This is a genomic window from Posidoniimonas corsicana (assembly GCF_007859765.1).
In the GTDB taxonomy this organism is placed as follows: domain Bacteria; phylum Planctomycetota; class Planctomycetia; order Pirellulales; family Lacipirellulaceae; genus Posidoniimonas; species Posidoniimonas corsicana.
Genome location: NZ_SIHJ01000001.1, coordinates 2,399,203 through 2,421,847, shown reverse-complemented (window position 1 = coordinate 2,421,847; position 22,645 = coordinate 2,399,203). Strand labels below are relative to the sequence as shown.

Genomic DNA, 22,645 nt, shown 5'->3' with positions numbered 1-22,645 from the left:
GGCGCCGCGGCGCCCCAGATCCACTAAGGCGCCAGCTTCTTCAGCTTGCGTTGCAGGGTACGACGGGGGATGCCGAGCTTCTCCGCCGCGCGGGTGACGTTGCCGTCGCAGTCCGAAAGCGTCTGCTGGATGTGGTTCCACTCGGCTTCGGCGAGCGAAGGCGGGTGGATCTCGTCGGCCGCGGCGGGCTCGGTAGGCAGCTCGCCCCCGCCGCGGCGGAACGCCTCGACGACCTGATCGGCGTCGGCCGGCTTGGTGATGTAGTTGACCGCGCCCAGCCGCATCGCGTCGACCGCGTTGGCGATGCTGCCGTACCCCGTCAGGATCACACACTTCAATTCGGGCAGCAGACCCCGCAGCTCGGTCAGCAGCTCCAGTCCGGTGCGGCCTGGCATCTTGAGGTCGAGCACTGCAAGGTCCGGCCCCTCCGCTCTGGCGACGGCGACTGCCTCATCCGCGTTTGCGGCCGGGTGCACCTCGAGCCCGCGTTTGGTCAACGCCCGCGCCATCCGCTCGCGGAGCAGCTCATCGTCGTCGACTAACAGGAGCTTCTGGGCCATTCGGCTAGTTTGCCACAAACGGGGCGCCCCGACAAACAGCTAGCCAGCATACGGCTGCCCCAGGACCGCTACCCCCACCGACCGTCGCGGAGGATCTCTTCCGCCGCGTTCTTGCCGCACGCGCCCATCACACCGCCGCCTGGGTGACTGGCGGCGCCGCACAGATAGAGTCCGCTGACCGGGGTGCGGTGGTCGGCCCATCCCGGCACCGGCCGGAAGCAGTAGAGCTGGTTGGCGTTCATCGCGCCCTGCATGATGTTGCCGCCGGTGATGCCGTAGGTCCGCTCCAGGTCCAGCGGGCTGAGCACCTGGCGGTGCTCGATGGCGTCGGGCACGTTGGGGGCGTACTCGGCCAGCTTGCGGATGCAGCGGTCGGCAAAGTCGTCCTTGATAGCGTCCCACTGGTCGGGCGACTTCTGCACGGTCTCCTCGGTGCGGTCGCGGGCGTCTAGCGGCGCCAGGTTGAAGGGCGCGTACTGTACGAACATCGACAGGATGTGCTTGCCGGCCGGGGCGATGGTCTCGTCGACGCTGGTCGCCATCGTCATCTCGAGGATCGGCTCCTCGGCCGGACGGCCGTACTTGGCGTCGTCGTAGGCGCGTTCCAGGTAGTCCATCGAGGGGCCAATGTGCATCGTGCCGTGGTGGTGCGGCATCACGCCCCGCGGTGCTCCCGGCTCGGTCGGGCGGGCGGTGAAGTTGGGCGGCTCGGCGAGCGCCAGGTTGATCTTCATTGACGCCGAGGCGTAGTCGATGTTCGCCACCGCCGTGCGGAAGCTCTCTGGCAGATCCGCCGGCTGTAAGAACTTCTCGAACGTCAGGTGCGCGTCGACGCTCGAGCCGACGACCGGCGCCTCGATGACCGAGCCGTCAACCAGCGTCACGCCGACCGCCTTGCCGCCGCTGGTGTTGATGCCGGCCACCGGCGACTCGCGTCGCACGTCCACCCCCAACTGCTTCCCGGCGCTGGCGAGCGCCTCAGACAGGGCGCCCATGCCGCCCCGGACGTAGCCCCACACGCCGCGGGCGCCGCCCGCCTCGCCCATCACGTGGTGCAGCAGCACGTACGCGCTGCCGGGCGAGCTGATCGACAGGAAGGCGCCGATGATGGCGTCGGTCGCGAGGGTGGCCTTGAGCGCCTCTGACTCGAACCATCGCTCCAGGATAGGTCGCGCGGGGCCGGTGAGCAGCTCGATGGCGGCGGGCATGTCGTCCCCAAGCGACGCCATCGCCTGATACATCGACCAGCCCTTCTTAATGTCCCGCATCTTCTTGGGGATGCCGATCTTCCGCCAGCTGGCTGGCAGCGGCAGCGGGTCGGGCGCGGCTTCGCTGAGCACCGGCTCCAGCACCGCGGCTACCCGTTCCAGCAGGGCTTCGTACTTGGGGTACTGCTCGGCGTCGCGGGCGCTGAACTGGCTTATCTCGCGGTGGCACAGCTCGGCGTCGGGGCCCATCAGCAGGCTGCGGCCGTCGGGCAGGGGGGTGAACGAGCTAGGAGTCCGCGGCAGGACCTCGAGGCCATGCTCCTTGAGCTTGAGGTCGCGGATGATCTGCGGGAGGAACAGGCTGATCACGTAGGCCGCGGTGCTGACCTTGTAGCCGGGCCAAAGCTCCTCGGTCGTTGCACAGCCGCCCAGCACGTGCCGGCGCTCCAGCACGCAGACCTTCTTGCCCGCCTTGGCAAGGTAGCAGGCACAGACCAACCCGTTGTGACCGCCGCCGATGATAACCGCGTCGTACGCCGCGTTGCCTGCCATGTGCGCCGATTCCTTTCGCGTGCCCGCTCCTGGCGCCCTAGGGGGTTTGGGGCTGGCGGAGTGTTCCTGTTTGACGGACCATAAGAATAGCGAAAGTCACGAATCGAGAAATGCCAGAGTAGCCGCTATGGTCGCCCGCCGACTCGCCCCGCTGATGATCCTCGCCACGGCTCTGGCCTGCGCCACGCCCGCAACTGCCCAGCGGACCCCACGGGTGTTCCTGGGCTACTACGCGGCGATCGGCGACCTGCCGATCGAACAGATCCCGTGGCGCCAGCTGACGCACGTCAGCCACGCGTTCCTGGCGGTCGACTCCGACGGAGAACTGGTCGAGAACGACCTGGTCCCCAGCAAGCGGCTGACCGAAGCGGCCCACCAGAACCGTGTGAGGGTGCTGCTCAGCCTGGGCGGCGGGAAGACCGCGGAGGGCCTGACAAAGATTGCCCAATCGCCCGAACGCCTTGAGGCATACGCGAAGTCGGTCACCGCCGCGGCAATCGACAACGGTTACGATGGCGTCGACATCGACTGGGAGTCGCCCCACAACCAGCAAACCATGGAGGGCTTTGCTCGGCTCGTGAAGCTGCTCCGCGGCGAACTCGACGCGGCAGCTCGGCGTTCGCGGAGGAGGACCCCTTACCTGCTGACCGCGGCGGTGCCGCCGTCCAACCACCTCGGCAAGTGGTTCGATACCGGCGCCATCGCCAGCCGCATCGACTGGTTCAACGTCATGGCCTACGACATGAGCGGGCCCTGGGAGCGGACCGCAGGACACCACGCGCCGCTGTTCCCTTCCCCGAAGGACCCGGAGCGCAGCTGGCGATCGGTGCAGTCGGCCATGGAGTACTGGCACAAGGACCGGGGAGTCCCGAAGGGGAAGCTGATCGTCGGGTTGCCGATGTACGGGAGGGCGTTGCCGGTCTCCAAGCCGCTGGAGCCGCTCGACCCGGCCAAGCGTCAGCAGCACGGCGCGCTCGACTTCCGCAAGGTCCGCGAGCTCGTCGGGCAGGGCTGGCCGGCCATGTGGGACCACGACAGCCATGCCCCCTGGGCGAGGCCCCCCGCGCAGCGGAAGTCGCCGCTGCTGATCTGCTTCGACGACCGCAACAGCATCGACGAGAAGTCCAAGTGGGCCCAGCAGCAGGGCTACCGGGGTCTGTCGTTCTGGGCGATCCACCAAGACCTGATGCCCGACGGCGCCCACTGGCTGCTGCAGTCCGCCTACCGCGCCTGGCCGCCCGCGAACTGACGCCCCGCCTCTCACCCAACCTCGCCCCACATTGAGCAACGCCATGAAGCCCTCCGCCTGGTTGATGACGCCGCTGCTGTTTGTCGTACCCACTCCCGTACCCGCCGAGGCGCCCAGCGTGGACAAGCCCCCGTACCCACAGACCCGGACCGTCGACCACGTGGACGTGCTGCACGGGCAGAGCGTCCCGGACCCGTACCGCTGGCTCGAGGACGACGTGCGCGTGTCGGACGAGGTCGCCGACTGGGTGAAGTCGCAGCAAGCATTCACCGACAGCTACCTGGAGAACCTGCCGGGGCTCGAAGCGGTCAAGGAGCGGCTGACGGAGCTCTGGAACTTCGAGCGTTACGGTCCGCCCCGCAGAGTGGGCGATCGGTACCTGTACTCCAAGAACGACGGGCTGCAGAACCAGGCCGTCTTGTACATCACCGACGCCTACGACGCCGACGGCCAGGTGCTGATCGACCCCAACACCTGGAGCAACGACGGCACGGTCGCCCTGGCGGGCACGTCGGCCAGCGAGGACGGCCGCTTCCTGGCCTACCAGAAGAGCGAGGCCGGCAGCGACTGGCGGACCATCTACGTGATGAACCTCGACGACAAGTCGACTCTGCCCGACGAGCTCAAGTGGGTGAAGTTCACCAGCGTCACCTGGGACAAGCCGGGCGAGGGGTTCTACTACAAACGGTACCCCGAGCCGGCCGAAGGCGAGGAGTTTCAATCGGCCGCTTTAAACCCGGCAATCTACTACCACAAGCTCGGCGAGCCCCAGGCGGAAGACCGGCTGGTGTTCCGCATCCCGGAGCACCCGGACTGGTCACTCGGCGTCAGCCGCACGTTTGACGGCAAGTACCTGCTCGCGACCGCCCGCCACGGCACCGACTGGCAGAACCATCTGTACTACCGCCCGGCGGCGGAAACGGAGGCCGAGTTCCGCCCGCTGGTCGACAACTTCGACCACCTGTTCGCCCCCATCGGCAGCGATGGCGCCACACTCTACCTGCTGACTGACTACCAGGCGCCCCGACGGCGGGTGGTGGCGATGGACATCAACGAGCCGGCGCTCGACAAGCTGGTCGAAGTCATCCCACAGTCCGACGCCGCGTTGGAAGACGTGTCGCACGTCGGCGGCAAGCTGATCGCCAGCTACCTGCAGGACGTGGCGTCGGTGGTGAAGGTGTACAGCGTCGACGGCGAGCTGGAGCGCACTGTGGAGCTGCCCGGACTCGGCAGCGCGGGCGGCTTTGGCGGCAAGCCTAACCAAACCGAAACCTTCTACACCTACAGCAGCTACGACCACCCGCCCAGCACCTACCGCTACGACATCGCGTCAGGCGAGAGCCGGCTGGTCCGCCAGCCCAAGGTCGACTTCAACCCAGCGGACTACCAGGTCAGCCGCGTGTTCTACGAGAGCAAGGACGGCGTGCGGATACCCATGTTCCTGGCGCACAAGAAGGGGATTCAGCTCGACGGGCAGAACCCAACTCTGCTGTACGGCTACGGCGGGTTCAGCATCTCGGTCACGCCCGGCTTCTCCGTCAGCCGCCTGGAGTGGATGGAGCAGGGCGGCGTGCTGGCGGTGGCGAATCTCCGCGGCGGCGGCGAATACGGCGAGGACTGGCACCTGGCCGGCAAGCTCGACAAGAAGCAGAACGTCTTTGACGACTTTATCGCCGCGGCCGAGTGGCTGATCGAACACAAGTACGCCAGCCCCCAGACGCTCGGCATCCAGGGACGCAGCAACGGCGGCCTGCTGGTTGGCGCGGTCATGACCCAGCGGCCCGAGCTGTTCGGCGCGTGCCTGCCGGGCGTGGGCGTGATGGACATGCTGCGGTTCCACCAGTTCACGGCCGGTCAGTTCTGGCGGAGCGAGTACGGCTCGGCCGACGAGCCCGACCAGTTCGAGACGCTGCTAGCCTACTCGCCCTACCACAACATCGAACCCGGGACCGCCTACCCGCCGACCCTGATCAGCACCGCCGACACCGACGACCGCGTCGTGCCGATGCACAGCTTCAAGTTCGGAGCAAGAATGCAGGCCGCCCAGGCAGGCGACGCGCCGATCCTGATGCACATCGAGTCGCGGGCCGGGCACGGCGCCGGCACGCCCACCACCAAGCTCATCGAGCAGGCCGCCGATGACATCGCGTTCCTGCTCTACCACCTGCGGCCCGACGACTCGCCGTAGCGAAATGGAATTGGCGTCACGGCTCGGCGCCGATCTGCATCCGACCCAACTCTGGGCCGGTGGGCGCGGCGTGGTCGCCGGCCGGTTCATCGGTGAGCAGCACGCCGCGGACACGCGTGGTGTCGCCGGGGACATCCACGACGCCGCTCGCCTGCGCGGCGCCGATCGAGTCGAGAGGGCCGCCGAACAGCACCGCGTCGGCGTCGTCGACGAACCAGGCCCACACGCGGCGTCCCGGATCGCTCACCTCAACGCCCGCCACCAGCACGTGCATCTGGCTGGCGAGCGGGTCGTAGAAGACAACCGCCTGGATCCGCGGGTCCTCGGACCTGGTCGGCATGCCGGTCAATTGCGCCCGCGGCGGTCCAAACTCGCGCTCGGCGGCCGCGACACGCCGGCGCCACTGGATGACGCCCGCCTCGTCGGCTGCGGGGTCGCTCACACCGGCCACACCCCCAGGGTCGGTCGCTCCGCCGGGGCCCAGGAACAACGAAGCGGCCACGCCGACCACGGCTGCACAAACCGTGACCGCCAGGTACGGCAGGTACCCTGCCCAGCTTTGTTCACTAGCCGGATTGCCGGCCGTCGCCGGCGTTACGCGTTCGTTCTCAATGGCGGCCAGCACATCGTCGCGGAGACCCGCGCGGGGCGTGACAGGCGGCAGGCCCTCAGCCAGCAGGCCAACCGCCTGCTCAATGGCGTCACGCTCGGCGGCGCATTCCGGACACCCCGAGCGCAGGTGCGCGTCGACACGCGCCCGCTCGCCCTCGGGCAGCGAGCCCGCGACGTACTCGGGCAGTCGGTCTTGAACCTCGTCACACCGCATCACGCACTCCCATCTCGGCCAGCACACGTCGGAGCGTCTTGAGGCCGCTCCGGATGCGCGTCTTGACGGTGCCCAGCGGAAGGCCGAGTTGTTCAGCAATCTGCTTGTGGGTGAGACCATCGAAGAAGGACCGCATCAACACTTCTCGTTGCTCGTCACTGAGCTGACGCACCGCCAGCCGCACGGCGCTGCGTTGCTCGGACGACTCAACCGCCGCGGAGGGGTCGGGGGCCGACGCGTCGTTGCCGGTCGCTGAGGCGCCCGATTCTTGGGCCTCGGCCGTCTTGCCGCGGCGGGTGGCGGCCGACCTCAATCGGTCAATAGAACGGCTACGGGCCAGCGTTACTAAGTACGTGCGGCAGGAGCCCCTGGCGCCATCAAATCCCGAAGGTTTCCGCCAGATTTCCAGAAACACATCCGAAACTGCCGCCTCGGCGTCTGCCGGCTGCCGCAGAACCCGCAGGCAGACCGCGTAGACGATCGCCGCGTAGCGGTCGTACACCTCGGCCAGCGCCGCGCGGTCCCCGTGGGCCACTCGGTCCATCAAGGTGGAGTCGGTCGGGCCGTCGGGCGCGGCGTCTGGCTGAGCGGCTTCTGGCAAGTGCGGACGCCTGCGGCTAGATCTGGGACGGCTCGGTGGCGGGCGCCGGCGGCGCTCCGCCCGTCAGACAGTAGACATGGTCCGTCAGCCAACTGCCATTGGCCTCGCCCGCGTCGCGGCTCAGGTAGAACCTGAACAGCGCGACCTCGTTGTTGGGTCCGACCACGGTTACCAGCACGGTGGCGAGGTCCCCGTGCTGAGCCGCTCGACCTGCGTGCCAGCTCCGGTTCACCACCATCGTGTCGTACGGCGGCGACAACACCATCTTCTCAAACTCCGCGTCCGTCCCCGTCGCCGCCCGGTTGGCCGACGAAGCGAACGCCCGCACCTGGTGGATTGCGCTGCGGTCGTGGCGGCACCGGGAGAGCGCGTCCATCTGCTCCGCCACCACCTGCCCGGGCGAAAGTTCAGGCCGCGGGAGGCTCAGCTCTTCCGGCAGCGGGGGGCCATCGATCGGCTGGGAGTTGGGGCTGGTCGTTGTGCGACCAGTGGTCGCCCAACCGAGCGGCGCGGCCGCGCCCAGCCACCCGGCGACAAACCCCGCCGCGGCCAGCGCGCCCATCAGCGCCCAACGGCGGTTTCGTCGCGCGGCAGGACGGGGAACGGGCGTCACAATTGGCCTCAGAGAGGAGCTGCAAGACACATGAGCAACGAGCGGTGCACGCTACTGAAGCGCGGACTGCATCGTAGGCTCAGCGACCGGGTCGGTCAATTTCGCACCATGGTTTCGAACACTTGAGGGAAACTTCGAGTTTCTTGAATCCGTCGCACGCGACCGGCCGTAGCTCCGGTAATCGGATTGGGCGCCCATGCGCCCGCCACAAAAGCAAGCACCAGGAGCAGCTGTAATGAAACAACGACTCGCGTTGGCGTTTATCGTGACCGCCACACTCTCTATCGCCGGCTCCGCCCCGGCGGGCGAGATCGTCTTCGGCGTCACCGACGACCAGACCCTTGTGAGCTGGGACTCTACCGCGCCCGGCGCGCTGCTGAGCGGCTCCGCGATCATGGGTCTGCAGAGCAACGAGAGGGTCGTTGGCATCGACTTCCGTCCGGCGACCGGTCAGCTCTATGCGCTCGGAAGTTTCAGCCGGCTCTACACACTCGACACGTCGACCGGCATGGCGTCTGAGGTCGGCAGTGGCCCGTTTGCGCCGCCGATCAGCGGTTCCAACTTTGGGTTCGATTTTAACCCGGTGATCGATCGAATCCGCCTCGACTCGGACACCAACGCCAACTACGTGCTGCACCCGGACACGGGCGGCGCGACCGTCGTGACCGACCTGTTCTACGGTCCGGGCGACCCCAACGAGAACGAAGACCCCAACGTGGTGCACGCCTCGTACACCAACAGCTTCGCCGGCACGACCTCCACGCAGCTGTACGGCGTCGACACCGGCCTGGACATCCTGGTCACGCAGGCCAACTCGGCCGGCACCCTTGGCACGGTTGGCTCGATCGGGACCGACGTCACCGCGACCGGCGGGTTCGACATCTCTGGATCGACGGGCGTGGGCTACATGGCGATCGAGGACGCCGCCACTTCATTCTCGACTTTCTGGACCGTCGACCTGACCACAGGCACGGGGACGGGTATCGGCGAGATCGGCAGCGGCATCGTGATCACCGCGATGGCCGTCTCCCCGGTTCCCGAACCGGCAACCTCGCTGCTGGCCGTGGCGGCGATTGGCGCCGTGGGCGCTGTTCGACGGACGCGCCGCAATGCGTAGCTCCACCCGCTAGGCGCGTCGGTTGGCAAGCTGTCCCCCCAGCGACTCTGACTCGACCCCGCCAACCGGCGTCGCCTGCGGTACCCCAGCTCATCCAACCTCGCAGCAGCCGCCTCCCAGGCGGCTGCTTTCGTGCGCTGCCACGCTGGGTCGCGGCAGCGCAGTCTGGAGCGGGACCTAGCGGTTGTGAGAGTCGTGCGACGCGGGGCGCGTCACAACCGGCCCCCCGGGGCCTGGCGCCAGGCTTGGTGAGCAGCGCCGGCGAGCGTGTTCCGGCTGCGGCGACTACAATACGAGGATCGACCCACTCGACCTCGGCCTTGTAGCCGCCGCCCAAGGAACCGCCTCGCTATGCGGGACAAACGCACCACCGCCGCCCTGCTGATCTCGCTGCTCGCGCTGGCCGCCGCCGGCGTGTCCGCGTACCTGGCGTGGAAGTCCATCACCGCCGGCCCCGTAGCGGGCTGCGGAGCGATTGATGGGCCGGCATGCGACGAGATCCTCGCAAGCCGCTGGTCGAAGTGGTTTGGCGTGCCGGTCAGCCTGCTGGCGGTAGGCGTCTACCTGATGATGATCCCAGCCGCCTGGGCGGCCGCTCTGCGGCCCGGTCGGGCGACCCTCGCGCTGCTGGCGTGCCTGTCGCTGTCGGCGTTTGGCGCCGGCGCGTGGTTTGTCGGCGTTCAGGCGGTGCTGCTGCATGGCTTCTGCCCGTGGTGCCTGGCGGTGCACGTGTGTGCGGCCCTGACGGCGGTGCTCACCTTCTACCTGATCTCAGCGGCAGCCGGCTCCGATGAGCAGCGTGCCGCCACGCTGGTGAGCGCCACGGTGCCCGGTGTGCGGCGTAGGGCGGCGCCGAGGCGTGCGTCCGGTGGCCCGCTGCTGGGAGCGCTGGGCGCGGTGCTCGGTGTGGCGGCCCTCGTAGGCGGACAATTGGCGTCTGAGGACGAGTCGCCCGCAATGCAGGAGGTCGTGATCGCCACGCCCGACCAGGCGACCAGTGCCGACGCGGAGGCGCCCCCAACCGACCCGACCGATGACGCCGGCAACGATCAAGACCAGCCAACCGACGACGACGACCCGGTTGCCGCCCCTACCGAAGACGGCGCCCCACCCCCGCTCGAGCCGATCGAACTCAGCGCTTCGCCCGAGGCCGCGTCCGGCGGCGCCGGCGACCGTGAGTTCCGCTTCGTCGGCCTGAGCGAGCCGGTCGACCTCGACCAGATGCCGGTGCTCGGCAGCCGCGACGCCAAGCACGTGATGGTCGAGGTGGTCGACTACACCTGCAAGCACTGCCGCGCGCTGCACCCGTATGTGAAGCAGGCGCTGGAGGACCACGACGGGCAGGTCGCGGTTGTGGTGCACAACTTGCCGCTGAACCCGGCGTGCAACCCGAACTTCCCGGCCGGCAAGGAGCCGTCAGAGGCCGCGCGGCACGCCTGCGACTACGCCCGCCTGGCGATCAGCGTGTGGCGGCTGGCACCCGACAAGTTCCCCGCCTACCACGACTGGCTGATGGAGGGCGACAAGCCGCCGCGGATCACCAAGGCGCGGGTCCGCGCAGCCGACCTGGTTGGCGACGACGTCCTGCTAAGCAGCAAGCTGCGGGACGAGGTCGCCAACCGCATCAACGATCAGTGCACCAGCCTCAAGAGCCTCAAGGGCGGCCTGCCCGTGATGCTGTTCGAGTACAGCGCCGTGCAGGGCGTGCCGAAAGACCCGGACGCCTTTGACGACCTGCTGAGGTCGAAGTTTGGCCTGTAGCGTGGCTCAGCCCTGCGGGCCAGGCGGCAGCATGTTGTTGCCGTAGATCACCTGCGGCGAGTCCATCGGCGCGTAGTTCAGCTCCGACCCGCCGTAGCCAGCCGACACGCCGCAGCTGTCGCACCCGCCGCACGGCGAGCTCGGGCAGCAGGACGGCGCCGGGGCCGGCGCGCAGAGCGGGGCCGGCTGCACCACCGCCGGGCGGGGCGTAAACAACCGACGGCAGAAGCAGCAGCCGCTGCACGAGGTGATGACCATCGCGGCGGCAAGCGCCAAACATGTCTTGTTCATCTTGTCCCTCCTGGACGGCCGCGGCGGGGAGGTGGGAAACAGGGGGCGGGGCGCTCGCGGGGAGCGCGGGGGGCCGCGGTGGTTTCGTCCAAGCAACTGTGCGCTGCGACGCGCGTCGTGCAAACGCCACGGTCGCATTTTCGCAACATCCGACGCCCCCCCTCGCCGCGCCAACCGCAACGACCCGCACACGCGGCCCCGCGCACCCCAGGCGGCGGTGTTCAATCCCGCGTCGCGCACCGCTGCAACGAGGCGCAAAACGCACCGCCCAACCGGCCCGCGCATCCCAACACGAGACTCCCACGCGTCCCGCTGAGAGACGCCGTCCCTTATCTGGAAAGACCCTAGTTCTCGCTTGATCCGCCGGCGACCGGCCGCCAATACTCGAATCAGCGGCGGGCACAACTTCTCTTACGCCCCCGCCGGCGCCATCTGGGGCGGCGCCGCTGCACGTGCTAGGCAGACCGGCGGGCTGGGCCAGCCGCGACCGGGGCCTCGCACGGGGCCAGGCCATTCGGGCCGAGCACCGCTCGGCCGCTGTCCGTCCGCCTCCGCGAGCGGACGCCCACCAAGCGTGAGGGGCGCTTACCAACTCTTCTACAGGACAAGAACCATGGCCAACCTATCGAAACACAACGCCCGCAAGAGCCTGCTCAACCGCCGCCGTTCGTCCGCGCGGCGCGCCCGGGTCGAACGCCTGGAGAGCCGCACGCTGCTGGCGGCCGACTTCATGGCGATCGACCCGACCGCCGCCGACACGCTGCCCGCCGAACCACCGGAGGGGGCGATCTTTGTGGTCGGCACCGAAGACGCCGACCGCATCCGCGTGTCGGTCTCCGGGGACCGGCTTGTGGTCAACGTCAACGGCGAGATCACCAGCTACGACAACTCCCTGATAACCAAGATCTACATGAAGACCGGCGGCGGCGACGACCGCGTCCGCTTCGGCTGGAACGTGACCCAGAACGCCGAGGTCTACCTCGGCGCGGGCGACGACTCCGCCGTGCTCGGCGCAGGGCACGACGTCGTGGTGGCCGGCGACGGCGACGACCGCGTCAGCGGCGGGCTCGGCAACGACCTGCTGATCGGCGGCGCAGGCAACGACCACCTGGCCGGCTCCCACGGCCACGACGCGCTGGTCGGCGGCCTGGGCGACGACAACCTCAACGGCGGCCGCGGCAACGACGCCATGGCCGGCGGCGACGGCCACGACACCCTCCGCGGCGGCGCCGGCGACGACTGGCTCTTCGGCGACGCCACGAACGACGTCCCCGACGACTACGCCGGACTGGTCGACTACGCCCGCCGGTACGGCAACACCGGCCGCGGAAACGACTCGCTCTCCGGCGGCGCCGGCGACGACGTACTGCTCGGCGGCGCCCTGGCCGACAAGATCGAGGGCGGCAGCGGCGACGACCTGATCCTCGGCGGCCGCGGCGACGACGGCATCTCGGCCGGCGCCGGCGATGACTTTGTCTTCGGCGGCTGGGGCGCCGACGCCATCCGCGGCGGCGATGGCGCCGACGTGCTGGTCGGCGATCCGCGCGACGAGCTCCCCTCCACCGACGACCCGATCGACGCCCGGCCCGACGCCCGCCACTCCGCGATCGACGACGCCGAGGCGCTCGTGCGCAGCCTGGAGGAGATCGCCGAATTCCCCGACGACGCCGGGGAGCTTTCCGCCAACGCCGCGCCGGCGCCTGACCTGCGTGTCCGCACCGCCGACCGCATCAGCGGCGGCCGCGGCGCCGACCTGATCTACGGCATGCTGGGCGACGACCACATCGAAGGGGGCGCCGGCGACGACGCCATCTCCGGCGGGTCGGGCGCCGACCGCATCAGCGGGGGCGCCGGGAACGACCGCATCGGCGGCGGCCTCGGCAACGACCGCATCAACGGCGGCGCCGGCAACGACGCCCTCCACGGCCAGCGGGGCAACGACATCCTGCTGGGCGGGTCTGGCGACGACGCGCTGTTCGGCGGCGCCGGCTTCGATGTGCTGTTCGGCCAGCTCGGCGACGACCGCCTCAACGGCGGCGACGACACCGACCTGCTCATCGGCGGCCAAGGCGCCGACAAGATCGAGGCCCTCGACGGCGTGGTCGACTACATCCTCGCCGACGAGGACGACGACGTCGAAGCGGACCCCTTCGACTTCATCTTCTAGGGGAACCGGTTGGGCCCCCTCCCTCGGCCTCGGGGGAGGGGGCATGGGTTCGGGCCGGCGCCCACCAACAGACCGCTCCCACCGGTCGGCGGAGTTCTGACCTGCTGGGTTTTGTCCGATTCGTTTTGTCCAAAAACACGAGCGGAGGGGACAAAACTCTGGGCGCACGTCCGCCCCGATGTCCCGTAAGTGCTTTTCAAACAATCGCTTACGAAGCTTGCCTTGGAACCGGGCCCGAGGGTTTTGTCCGATCGTGGTCGCGCAAGGGACAAAACAGAAACCCAGCCGCGCGAGCGGCCGCCATCACTGACCGCGCAGCAAGAGCCGAGCCCGCCCGCTGCTGCGGTGGGCCTTTCCCGGCTGTGTGCGCGTAAGTTCACCACCTATTCGACCACACCAGGTGGCCGGTTTCCACAAGAATCCCCCCGGAGCAAGCAACGGCGAACGCCGAGTTCCTGCTGCAGTGAGAAGGCGGGGCGGCCGGGCCTAACGCAGCTTCTTGATCAGCGACTTCATCCGCTTGAGGGTCTCGTCGCTGACGTGGTGCTCGATCCCCTCGGCGTCGATCTGGGCGGTCGCCTCGCTGACGCCGATGGCGCGGAGGAAGTCGAGCACCACCTCGTGCCGGCGGCGGGACGCGTCCGCCAGCTTCTGGCCCTTGGCGGTCAGCTCCAGCGGCCCGTACGGCTCGGCGTCCACCAGGCCCGCGGCCCGCAGGCGGCCCACGGTCTTGCTGACGGTCACCGCGCTGACGCCGAACAGCCGCACCAGGTCCGCGGCGCGGCACTGCCCCTTCTCGCCGATCACGTCGGAGATCGCCTCGACGTAGTCCTCGGCGGTCTCGCTAGCGTGGTCGTTGCGGGTGCGGCGGAACGGGGCCGCGGGTCGGGGGCTGCCTGTCATACGGTTTGTCGCCTGCGCCGTCTTCCTTGCTGAAACTGCTTGACCGCCAGTTTAGCACCGGCTAAAATTCCCCGCAAGTTTAGCCTGTGCTAACTTTCGCCCATCCGAAAGACCGCCGATGCCCGCCCCCCGCTCCCGCCGCCCCCTCCCCGCGTTCACCCTGGTCGAGCTGCTGGTGGTGATCGCCATCATCGGCGTGCTGATCTCGCTGCTGCTGCCGGCCGTGCAGGCCGCCCGCGAGGCCGCCCGCCGTTCGCAGTGCCTGAACAACCTGAAGCAGATCGGCCTCGCGACGCTCGGCTTCGAGGACGCCCACAAGCACCTGCCGCCGGGCTACGCGTCGCGTTCGACCCAGACGCCTCCCCCCGCGACGCGCGACCCACAAACCTGGGACGCGCCGCCCGGCTGGGGCTGGGGCGCCCACCTGCTGCCGCACATCGAAGAGTCGGCGCTGGCGGCGCAGATCGACCTCACCGAGCCGATCTGGGCGCCGCAGCACCAGCAGGCGATCGCCGCCGAGCCCACCACGTTTTCCTGCCCGTCCAGCTCCGGCCCGCGCGACCCGTTCCAGGTGCTCGACGAGCCGGGCGCCCCGCTCTCGATCGGTGGGGTCGTGCCCTACGTTGGGCGGTCCAACTACGTGGCGAGCCACGGGCAGGAGTCGTGCTGGGGCGAGTGCGGCGCCGCGTCGACCGGCGTCGTGTTCACCGACATCTACAACAGCACCACCGAGACCATCACCGTCAACGGCGACGCGTCGAAGGTGGCGGACGGGCCGTTCTTCCGCGGCTCGCAGGTGCGGCTCAAGCAGATCACCGACGGCCTGTCGAAGACCATCTTCTTCGGCGAACACTCCTCGGGCCTCAGCGACAAGACCTGGGTCGGCGTCGTGCCCGGCGCGTTCACCCACCCGCGGTTCAGCTCGCCGGAGAACGGGCCCGACGCGGCCGCCACGCTGGTGCTGGTGCACGCGGGCCCGTCGGGCGGCGAGCTCGACATCACCGGCGCGCCGATCATCCACCCCATCAACTTCCCGACCTACCACGTGGGGCAGATGTTCGCCGAGCACACCGGCGGCGGCAACGTCGCGCTGGGCGACGGCTCCGTCCGCTTCGTCACGGACGACGTCGACCTGATCGTCTGGGCAGAGCACTCCAGCATGAACGAGGAAGAGGTCAGCCTCGAGGCGCTGTAGCCGGCCGCAGGCGCAACCCCACAGGCGCAGCACGCAAACAGGATCCGCAATGAAACCCCGCACCACCTATGCCTGCCTGGCCCTCGCGCTGACGCTCGCCGTCGGCTGCGGCGGCTACGGCGAGGTCAGCCCCGTCGCGTACGACTACGCGATGGCCCTGTACTCGCTCTCCAACCAGAAGGCGGCCGACCGCGTGCCCGCGGTCGCCGAGCAGGTGGAGGCCTCGCACCAGGCGGGCGACCTCAGCGACCGCGAGGCCCGCTGGCTGCAGGGCATCCTTTCCGACGCCGAGTCCGGCGACTGGAAGTCCGCCGCCAAGCAGGCCCGCCGGATGATGGAGGACCAGGTCAAGCGCGGCGCCGCGAACCGGTAGAGAGAAGGGGTCAGACACCTTTTCTTGGCCCGTTTGAAGAGCTTGGTATCTACCATGTCGCGATGAAGGTTGTGCCATGAACGTTGATTCCATCGCCACTGCACTAATTGAGACATGCGTATTCTTCGCCACGTCTGAAGAGGACCTCGTTGATCCGGATACGGCCGTAGAACAGCTGGAACACATCGCGGCACATCTCAAAAACCTTGATGACCTATCCAAGGAGCGGTTCTTAGCAGTGGCCGAAGAGCTTGCCGTGCAAGCAGAGCTTACACAAGGCAATTCGCAGCGGGTGAAATGTCTGAGAGCTCTGGGGGCCAATCTGGGATTGTCAGACTGACTACGAATCCACCAGAACCACAACAGGCTCTCGTTCGTTAGGGCGCAAGAAGGTGAGCGAAAGAGGTGGCTGCCACCTTTTTTCTCTAGGTCAAGCGCGGCGCCGCAGACCGGGTTGGCGGCGGGTAGCGTCCACCGGGTATGCTAGCCGGGCAGGACCGACCTCCCCGAACCCTCAGCGCCCGACCCACCGTGTTTACCGAGACCGAAGCCAGCCGCAAAGCCATTGGGGACGTCGACGTCCTCTACCACGACGGGCTGTACCACCTGTTCCACCTGGTGCTGCCCAACCACGACTTCATCGCCCACGCGGTCAGCACCGACGCCATCAACTGGCGGCGGGTCAGCAACGCGCTGTTCATCGGCGACCCCGGCTCCTGGGACGACCTGATGCTGTGGACGATGGCGGTCTCGCCCGACCCGCACCAGCCCGGCCGCTGGCGGATGTTCTACACCGGCCTGTCGCGGCGCGAGCAGGGCGGCATCCAGCGGCTCGGCATGGCGGTCAGCGACGACCTCTACCACTGGCGCAAGGCGCCGGTCAACTGGCGCGACGAGCGCGGACCGCACGACCCGCCGGCCGTGCTGAAGGCCCGCGAGATCGCCGGGCAGCAGCCCACCAGCTGCCGCCACTCCGAGCTGTCGCCCGACAGCGCGTTCCCCCTGGAGCCCGACCCCGAGTACTACGAGGCGACCCTCGACGAGGGCCGCCACTGGGTCAGCTTCCGCGACCCCTACTACTACCGCGAGGGCGACCGCGGCTGGCTGATCATGGCCGCCCGCACCAAGACCGGGCCGGTCGTGCGGCGGGGCTGCGTGGGCGTCATGGAAGAGACCTCGCCCGGCCGGTTCGAGACCCGCCCGCCGCTGCACCACCCCGGGCTGTACGACGACATCGAGGTGCCCAACCTCATCAAGATCGAGGACGAGTACTACCTGATCGGCAGCCTCCGCGAGGACGCCAAGATTCGCTACTGGCACACCCACCAGATCGGCGCGCCGTGGCGGAGCTACCACGACAACGTGCTGCTGGCCCAGGGCAACTACGCCGGACGCCTGTGCCAGGACGAGAAGGGCTGGCTGGTGTGGAACTTCTTCTCGCTGGGCGGGCCGGACCGCACGTCGCACAACATCATGCCGCCGCCCAAGCGGCTGCAGCGCACCCCGGGCGGGCTGATCCGCACCACCACCTTCGAGGGCCTCGACGACTGGGTCGGCGAGCGGATCGAGACCCGCTGCGTCCGCCCGCTCGACGAGCAGTCGACCGACCAGCTCTGCGCGGTCGACGGCAACCAGATCGAGCTCGCCTGCGAGGCCGGCTTCCGCGCGTTCGTGTTCGACGGGTCGATCAAGTCCGCGCGGCTGCGGGCCAAGATCGACCTGCACGGGCTCGGGAAGTGCGGCATCGTGTTCCGCGTCGACCCCCAGACCTACGACGGCTACTACCTGTCGCTCGACCTGCTCAAGGGCATCGCCCAACTCCGCGCCTGGCAGACCGGCGAGCCGGGCAGCGGCGAGCACATGATGCAGTTCCGCACGCTGCAGGGCGGCAACTGGCACAGCGAGACCCCCGGCGAGGCCGAGATCCAGCTCATCGCGTTCGGCCACTACCTCGAGTTCTCGGTCGAGGGGCGGGTGATCCTGACGCTCGCCGACCCGACGTTCAGCGAGGGCCTGTTCGGCGTCTACCTGGAGTCCGCCAAGATGTGCCTGCGCGACGTGGAGCTGCGGCGGATGGGCGAGCCGACCCAGTCGCCCCACCACCTGGTCACGGGCTAGCCCAGCATCGCCGGGTTGAGCCGCCAGATGGCCAGGTTCAGCGCCGCCGCGAACGCGACCCACAGCAGGTAGGGGACCAGCAGCGCGCCGGCCAGCGGCCGCGCCCGCCAGAACGCGACCAGCGTCGCGACGATCAGGGCCGCCAGCGCCAGGATGTCCAAGAAGGCGAGGCCGCCCAGCCGCCACGCGAAGAACAGCCAGCTCCACACCGCGTTCACCGCCAGCTGAACCAGGAACAGCAGCAGGGCAGGGCGGTTGCTCCGGAAGCCGCCCGACCGCCACACCAGCCAGGCCGCCACGCCCATCAGCGCGTACAGCGCGGTCCAGACCGGGCCAAACACCCAACCCGGCGGCGCCCACGAGGGTTGCTGCAGATCGGCGTAGAACGATCGCGCCTGCACCGACGCCAGCGCCCCGACGGCCGACGCGGCGAAGCAGACCACGAGCCAGCCGACGAGGCCGGCCGCCTGCCTGCCGATCGGCATGCTGGGTTGGGGTTGGTTCATAGCGCCACGGTTCTGAGCGATCCTCCAGATACCTAAACGTAGCGGCGTCCGGCCCGCCGACCAGCCGGCTACTCGCCCAGCTCGAAGCGGTAGCCGATGTTGCGAAGGGTGTGGATGTGCTTGGGGCTGCTCGGGTCGCGTTCGATCTTGCTCCGCAGGGTCGCCACGCAGCGGTCGACGCTCCGCCCGCTGACCACGATCGACCGACCCCACACCTGGTTGATGATGTCGCTGCGGGTGAACGCGCGGTGGGGCCGCGACGCGAAGAAGTCGAGCAGGCGGTACTCCTTGGCGGTGAGCGGCACCTCCTCGCCGGCGCGCGTCAGCGTGCAGGACGCGCGGTCGAGCACGGCGTCGCCGATCGCGACCCGGTCCGGGGCGTCGGCGGTCGGGCGGTGCAGCAGCCGCTTGACCCGCGCCATCAGCTCGCGGATGCCGAACGGCTTGGTCACGTAGTCGTCGGCGCCCAGCTCCAGGCCGCGGACGATCTCCTCCTCCTGCCCCTTGGCGGTCACCATCACGATCGGCAGGGTCAGCCCCGCCGACCGCACCCGCTGGCACACCTCGTAGCCGTTGAGCAGCGGCAGCATGATGTCCAAGAGCAGCACGTCCGGCGGCTGGGCCAACGCCTGCGCCAGGCCCGCCTCGCCGTTGGCGGCGGTGTGCACCTCGTACCCGGCCATGCGGAAGTTGTCGCCGAGCCCGCGCAGCAGCGCCGGGTCGTCCTCGACGATGAGGATGCTGGCGGGCGGAGTCATGCGGGCTGCTCCTGTTCGCCCGCCGGGCGTTCGGAGGCCGCCGCGCGGCGCGGTTCGAGCTCGGGCAGCCAGAGGGTAAACGCGCTCCCCTCGCCCGGCCGGCTCTCGACGGTCGCCTCGCCGCCGTGCGCTTCGACGATCGTCCGCACGATGCTGAGCCCCAGCCCGCAGCCGCCCCGGTCGCGGGCGACCCGTTGGTCGACCTGGTAGAAGCGGTCGAACACGCGGGCGGCGGACTGCGTGCTGAGCCCGATGCCGTTGTCGCGGACCACGATCGCGACCCGCCCGTCGACCACGCCGGCCGACAGCTCGATCCGCTTCGCCTCTCCGCTGTACTTCCAGGCGTTTTCCAGCAGGTTGACCACCGCCGAGACCAGCGCGTCGGCGTCGCCCAGCACCTGGGCCGGCGGGCCCGGGTCGACCCGCAGGGCGCCGCCATCGTCGCCGACGTGCTCCCGGAAAACGGACGCCGCCTGCCGCACCACTTCCTGAACCTCAACCGGCGCCGACGCGAACCGCTGGCTGCCCCGCTCCATCCGGGAGAAGGTCAGGAAGTTGTCGATCAGCCGCGTCAGCCGCGCGTTCTCCTGCGAGATGAGCTCGAGGTACTCCCGGGCGTTCGCGTCGGTGGGGCTGCCGCCCTCGGCCAGCAGCGTGTCGACCAGCAGGCGGATCGAGGCCAACGGCGTCTTGAGTTCGTGCGACACGGTCGCCACGAGGTCATTCTTTAGTTGGGCCAGACGGAGCCGCTGACGCAGCGCGGCGATCAGCAGCCACGCCAGCACCACGGTCGCCGCGATCACCAGCACCGTGATCCACAGGTGCACGGCGTGTCGCTGCCGCGACGAGGCGGCGAACGGGTCGCCCTCGGCGGCCTCGAGCCCCAGCCGCCACTGCCCCACGCCCTCTCCCAGCGGGGCGTCCAGCAGCAGGCCGCTGGGCTCGCCGCCGGGCTGGTGCGCGGTGAACGCCACGCCGCTGGGCAGCGCGATGTCGTCGGTCAGTGCGAGCAGCCGTTGGCGGAGCTTGTCGGCGTGGTGCAACGCGACCACCCGACCATCGGCAAGCGACTGGCTCCACACGCCGGTCAGCGGCGTCGGGCGCAGCGAGTCGGTGGCGAAGCCGGCGTCGTAGGCTTCGGCTGCCTCGGCGGCGAGGGTCTCGGCCGGCAGGGTCGGCAGACGCGACCCGAGCTCGGGCCACCGCCGCAGCTCCTCCATCAAGAACCGACGCTGCGTCGCTAGCAGCGGGTTCTGCTGGTAGTCGTTCAGGCGTGCGACCAACTGGTCCGCGACGCCACGCCACTCCGGCGAGTCGGGCGGCAGCAGCTCGAGCAACCGCAGGCCCGCCACCGCCGCCGGCGAACGGCCCTGGCCATCAAAAACCTCCTGCGCGGCGAACTGCGTCTGCAGCACCTCGACCGCCGCCTCGCGCTCGCCCGCCGCCAGCAGGCACCGCACCTGCGACTGCCGGGCGCTGGCGCGGGTCGCTTCGTCGGCGGCGTCGCGGGCGATCAACGCGTAGGCCTCGGCGGCCGCCTCAAATCGGCGCTCGGCGAACTCCAGCCGGCGGGCGGAGGCCCACTCGGCCGACTGGGCCGCCGGCTCCTCGGGCGGCGGGGCAGGGCGGTCGGGGTAGACGACGCGCGCGTTGGCGTCGCTGATCAGCAGGCTGTCGACCTCGCCGCTCGCAACGATCTCCGCGAACGCCGCCGCGGGCTGCTGGTCGCTCGCCCGGTCGGCGAGCCGCCGCAGGCGCTCCGACCAACGCTGCTCGAGCGTCTGACGGGCCGCGTCGAGCTGCGTCTGGTAGGCGTCGCGCAACCGTTGGTTGGCGGCCAGCTGTTCATTGCGAACCGCCTCGCGCATCATCCACACCACCCCCGCCGACGGCACGAGCACCGTCAGCAGGAGCAGCAGCAGAGGCCACGCGAGGCGGTCGCTACGCATCGTCGCCGTCCTATTCGACCTTCAGGCTGGAAACGATCTTCGTGATGGCGGGCTGCCACTTGTCGAAGTCCTCGGTGGGGGCAGAGAACCGCAGGTTCACCGCGGACTTGTCGCCGAACACCGCGACCCGCTGGGCCTTCTGGTTCTTGTCGCCCTCCTTGTACTCGAACACCGCCACCGCCGCCTGGCGGCCGTTGATCTCAACGGCCTGGATCGAGTCGTCGTCGAGCGTCAGGTCCACCAGCCGCTCGCGATACTTCTTGAGCGCCTCCTTCAGCCAGTCGCTGGGCGTGGTGAACTTCTCCTTGATCGGCGTCAGCTCGCCCCCCTCGACGCGGGACTGCATCGTGGCGTCCGGGTCGATCAGCCAGGTCGTGGTGCGGGGGTCCTGCTCCGACTGCGAAGGCGTGTACGTGTGCCACTCGGGCGGCAGCGTCAGCGTGAACAGGTCCCGCTTGAGCGGCACGCTCTCGCCGGTGGTCGCCTTGCGGACCTCCATCAGGTCGGCCACGACGCCGCCGGCCGCGAACCGCACGATGTTGCGCCGCTCGTCGTTGGCGATCCAGAAGGTCTGGTTGAGGTCGTCGATGTGCAGCCGGAAGCACTCGAACTTGCCGGCCGGGACCTCGATGGTCTCGACCTTCGTGACGCTCAGCTTCAACGGGATCGCCATCGCGGTCAGGCTCGAGATGACCGTCGGCGTGGTCTTGAAGCCCTCCTTCAGCGGCAGGCGCCGGAACATCTCGGCGGCCTGCTCGTTGTCGTAGAGCGGCCCCTCGGACTCGAGGGTGACCGGCTCGCTCCTGCCCGCCAGCGTGATGACCACCTTGTCCTTCTCGTACACGGCGTCGGCCTCACCGAGCACCGAGTGCCGCCAGTGGCTCTCGATCGGCGCGAACGTGTCGAGGTCCGCCCACACGCGGCTCTTGCCGAAGGCGCCGTTGAGGGTCACCACCTGCCACGACTCGCACTTCCACGCCTCGACGCCGTCGCGCGGCTGCTTGGCCACCCGGTAGATCTGGCAGCCGATGCCCATGCCGGTCGGCAGCTTCATCTCGAACTGCAGCTCGTCGCCGTCGCCCCACGGCGTGGCGAGCAGCTTGGGGCTGCCCGGCAGCCGGTCCTTCGCCTTCGCCACCCATCGGGTCGCCTTGGGGTAGTCGTCGACCACGGCCTGGAACGCCTTGGTCGCCTCCTGGGTCTTGCCCTGCTTCTCGAGGCAGGCGCCGATGCGGAACTGCGCCTCGGCCGCCGCGTCGATCGACTTGGCGCCCTCAGCGACCACCTTCTGGTAGATCTCGATCGCCTGGTCGAGGTCGCCAACGGTCTCCTCGGTGTAGATCGCCTTCTCCAGCAGCTCCGACCCTGTGGCGGCCGGCGCTGCCGCGGCGGCCAACACCAGGCAGGCAATCAAGGCGAGCGGACGGCCCGCCGATGTTCGTGAACGCAACATGGGGTTGCTCCTTTACTCCGATCAGAAAAGTCGCCAGGGCCGGCCGTCCCCGCAGGGCCCACGCGGAAGACGCCCGCGCCCTCTAGCGTAAACCAACGCTACTGGCGCTACGACGCCCATCCTAGGGCCCGTTTGTTACCGCCGTGTTACGCGGGTGTGCCGGGGATGTCCTTTCCGCGAGAATCCCTGCGCCCACACGGGGCGGTCGCCGCCGACGCGGCGGGGGTTCGTGCGGGCCAGGCATCCGGCGCCAGTCC

General features: G+C 69.2%; 18 protein-coding genes and 2 pseudogenes. 9 read left to right on the top strand and 11 right to left on the bottom strand.

The genetic code is table 11. The features are described from left to right. Positions 1-23 precede the first annotated feature (23 nt). Complete coding sequence (locus KOR34_RS09315) at positions 24-560, bottom strand: response regulator transcription factor (RefSeq protein ID WP_146564285.1); 537 nt, start codon at positions 558-560, stop codon at positions 24-26. A 68-nt stretch (positions 561-628) separates the two neighbouring features. After that, positions 629-2,326: pseudogene (locus KOR34_RS09310) on the bottom strand (phytoene desaturase family protein); the annotation flags it as partial. 121 nt (positions 2,327-2,447) lie between these two features. Between KOR34_RS09310 and KOR34_RS09305 the strand changes: the two are divergent. Then, on the top strand, positions 2,448-3,569 hold the full coding sequence (locus KOR34_RS09305) for a glycoside hydrolase family 18 protein (RefSeq protein WP_197531278.1): 1,122 nt from the start codon (positions 2,448-2,450) through the stop codon (positions 3,567-3,569). A gap of 43 nt (positions 3,570-3,612) precedes the next feature. Beyond that, entirely contained in the window at positions 3,613-5,757 is a 2,145-nt protein-coding gene (locus KOR34_RS09300; protein ID WP_197531277.1) for a prolyl oligopeptidase family serine peptidase, read from the top strand. A gap of 16 nt (positions 5,758-5,773) precedes the next feature. Here the strand turns inward: KOR34_RS09300 and KOR34_RS09295 are convergent, their stop codons facing one another. The 3 genes from KOR34_RS09295 to KOR34_RS09285 are packed head-to-tail and all read right to left on the bottom strand — an operon-like array spanning position 5,774 to position 7,746. Beyond that, a complete protein-coding gene (locus KOR34_RS09295) occupies positions 5,774-6,583 on the bottom strand; it encodes a zf-HC2 domain-containing protein (RefSeq protein ID WP_197531276.1) in 810 nt (269 codons plus the stop codon). Continuing rightward, positions 6,573-7,184 (bottom strand): sigma-70 family RNA polymerase sigma factor, encoded by a 612-nt coding sequence (locus KOR34_RS09290; RefSeq protein ID WP_146564277.1) that lies wholly within the window; start codon positions 7,182-7,184, stop codon positions 6,573-6,575. Before KOR34_RS09290 ends, KOR34_RS09295 begins: the two co-directional genes overlap by 11 nt. Positions 7,185-7,200: 16 nt before the next feature. Further along, entirely contained in the window at positions 7,201-7,746 is a 546-nt protein-coding gene (locus KOR34_RS09285) for a hypothetical protein (protein ID WP_228714555.1), read from the bottom strand. 286 nt (positions 7,747-8,032) lie between these two features. Between KOR34_RS09285 and KOR34_RS09280 the strand changes: the two genes are divergently transcribed. Together KOR34_RS09280 and KOR34_RS09275 are read left to right on the top strand one after the other, a co-directional pair. Beyond that, complete coding sequence (locus KOR34_RS09280; protein WP_197531275.1) at positions 8,033-8,914, top strand: DUF4394 domain-containing protein; 882 nt, start codon at positions 8,033-8,035, stop codon at positions 8,912-8,914. A gap of 351 nt (positions 8,915-9,265) precedes the next feature. Then, positions 9,266-10,675, top strand: coding sequence for a vitamin K epoxide reductase family protein (locus KOR34_RS09275; RefSeq protein ID WP_146564273.1), 1,410 nt, complete (start codon positions 9,266-9,268; stop codon positions 10,673-10,675). Positions 10,676-10,681: 6 nt separating this feature from the next. Here the strand turns inward: KOR34_RS09275 and KOR34_RS09270 are convergent, their stop codons facing one another. Then, complete coding sequence (locus KOR34_RS09270) at positions 10,682-10,966, bottom strand: hypothetical protein (RefSeq protein ID WP_146564271.1); 285 nt, start codon at positions 10,964-10,966, stop codon at positions 10,682-10,684. 613 nt (positions 10,967-11,579) lie between these two features. On the opposite strand from KOR34_RS09270, the gene KOR34_RS09265 reads away from it, so the two are divergent. Then, positions 11,580-13,133, top strand: coding sequence for a calcium-binding protein (locus KOR34_RS09265; protein WP_146564269.1), 1,554 nt, complete (start codon positions 11,580-11,582; stop codon positions 13,131-13,133). A 486-nt stretch (positions 13,134-13,619) separates the two neighbouring features. Here the strand turns inward: KOR34_RS09265 and mntR are convergent. Further along, a pseudogene (gene mntR, locus KOR34_RS09260) lies at positions 13,620-14,054 on the bottom strand (manganese-binding transcriptional regulator MntR); the annotation flags it as partial. A gap of 100 nt (positions 14,055-14,154) precedes the next feature. On the opposite strand from mntR, the gene KOR34_RS09255 reads away from it, so the two are divergent. The 4 genes from KOR34_RS09255 to KOR34_RS09240 all read left to right on the top strand — a co-directional run bounded on the left by KOR34_RS09255 (position 14,155) and on the right by KOR34_RS09240 (position 17,722). Further along, positions 14,155-15,231, top strand: a complete 1,077-nt coding sequence (locus KOR34_RS09255; RefSeq protein WP_146564265.1) for a DUF1559 domain-containing protein — start codon at positions 14,155-14,157, stop codon at positions 15,229-15,231. 49 nt (positions 15,232-15,280) lie between these two features. Continuing rightward, a complete protein-coding gene (locus KOR34_RS09250) occupies positions 15,281-15,604 on the top strand; it encodes a hypothetical protein (protein WP_146564263.1) in 324 nt (107 codons plus the stop codon). Between the two features lie 76 nt (positions 15,605-15,680). Further along, complete coding sequence (locus tag KOR34_RS09245; RefSeq protein ID WP_146564261.1) at positions 15,681-15,944, top strand: hypothetical protein; 264 nt, start codon at positions 15,681-15,683, stop codon at positions 15,942-15,944. 191 nt (positions 15,945-16,135) lie between these two features. Continuing rightward, positions 16,136-17,722 (top strand): glycosyl hydrolase, encoded by a 1,587-nt coding sequence (locus KOR34_RS09240; protein ID WP_146564259.1) that lies wholly within the window; start codon positions 16,136-16,138, stop codon positions 17,720-17,722. On the opposite strand, the gene KOR34_RS09235 is transcribed toward KOR34_RS09240, so the two are convergent. The 4 genes from KOR34_RS09235 to KOR34_RS09220 all read right to left on the bottom strand — a co-directional run bounded on the left by KOR34_RS09235 (position 17,719) and on the right by KOR34_RS09220 (position 22,388). Beyond that, complete coding sequence (locus KOR34_RS09235) at positions 17,719-18,228, bottom strand: TspO/MBR family protein (RefSeq protein ID WP_228714554.1); 510 nt, start codon at positions 18,226-18,228, stop codon at positions 17,719-17,721. The genes KOR34_RS09240 and KOR34_RS09235 overlap by 4 nt on opposite strands. Before the next feature lie 68 nt (positions 18,229-18,296). Continuing rightward, entirely contained in the window at positions 18,297-18,986 is a 690-nt protein-coding gene (locus KOR34_RS09230) for a response regulator transcription factor (protein ID WP_146564257.1), read from the bottom strand. Then, positions 18,983-20,935: a sensor histidine kinase gene (locus KOR34_RS09225; RefSeq protein ID WP_228714553.1), complete on the bottom strand. Its 1,953-nt coding sequence runs from the start codon at positions 20,933-20,935 to the stop codon at positions 18,983-18,985. Before KOR34_RS09225 ends, KOR34_RS09230 begins: the two co-directional genes overlap by 4 nt. Positions 20,936-20,945: 10 nt before the next feature. Then, a complete protein-coding gene (locus KOR34_RS09220; protein ID WP_146564255.1) occupies positions 20,946-22,388 on the bottom strand; it encodes a DUF3108 domain-containing protein in 1,443 nt (480 codons plus the stop codon). Positions 22,389-22,645: the final 257 nt, after the last annotated feature.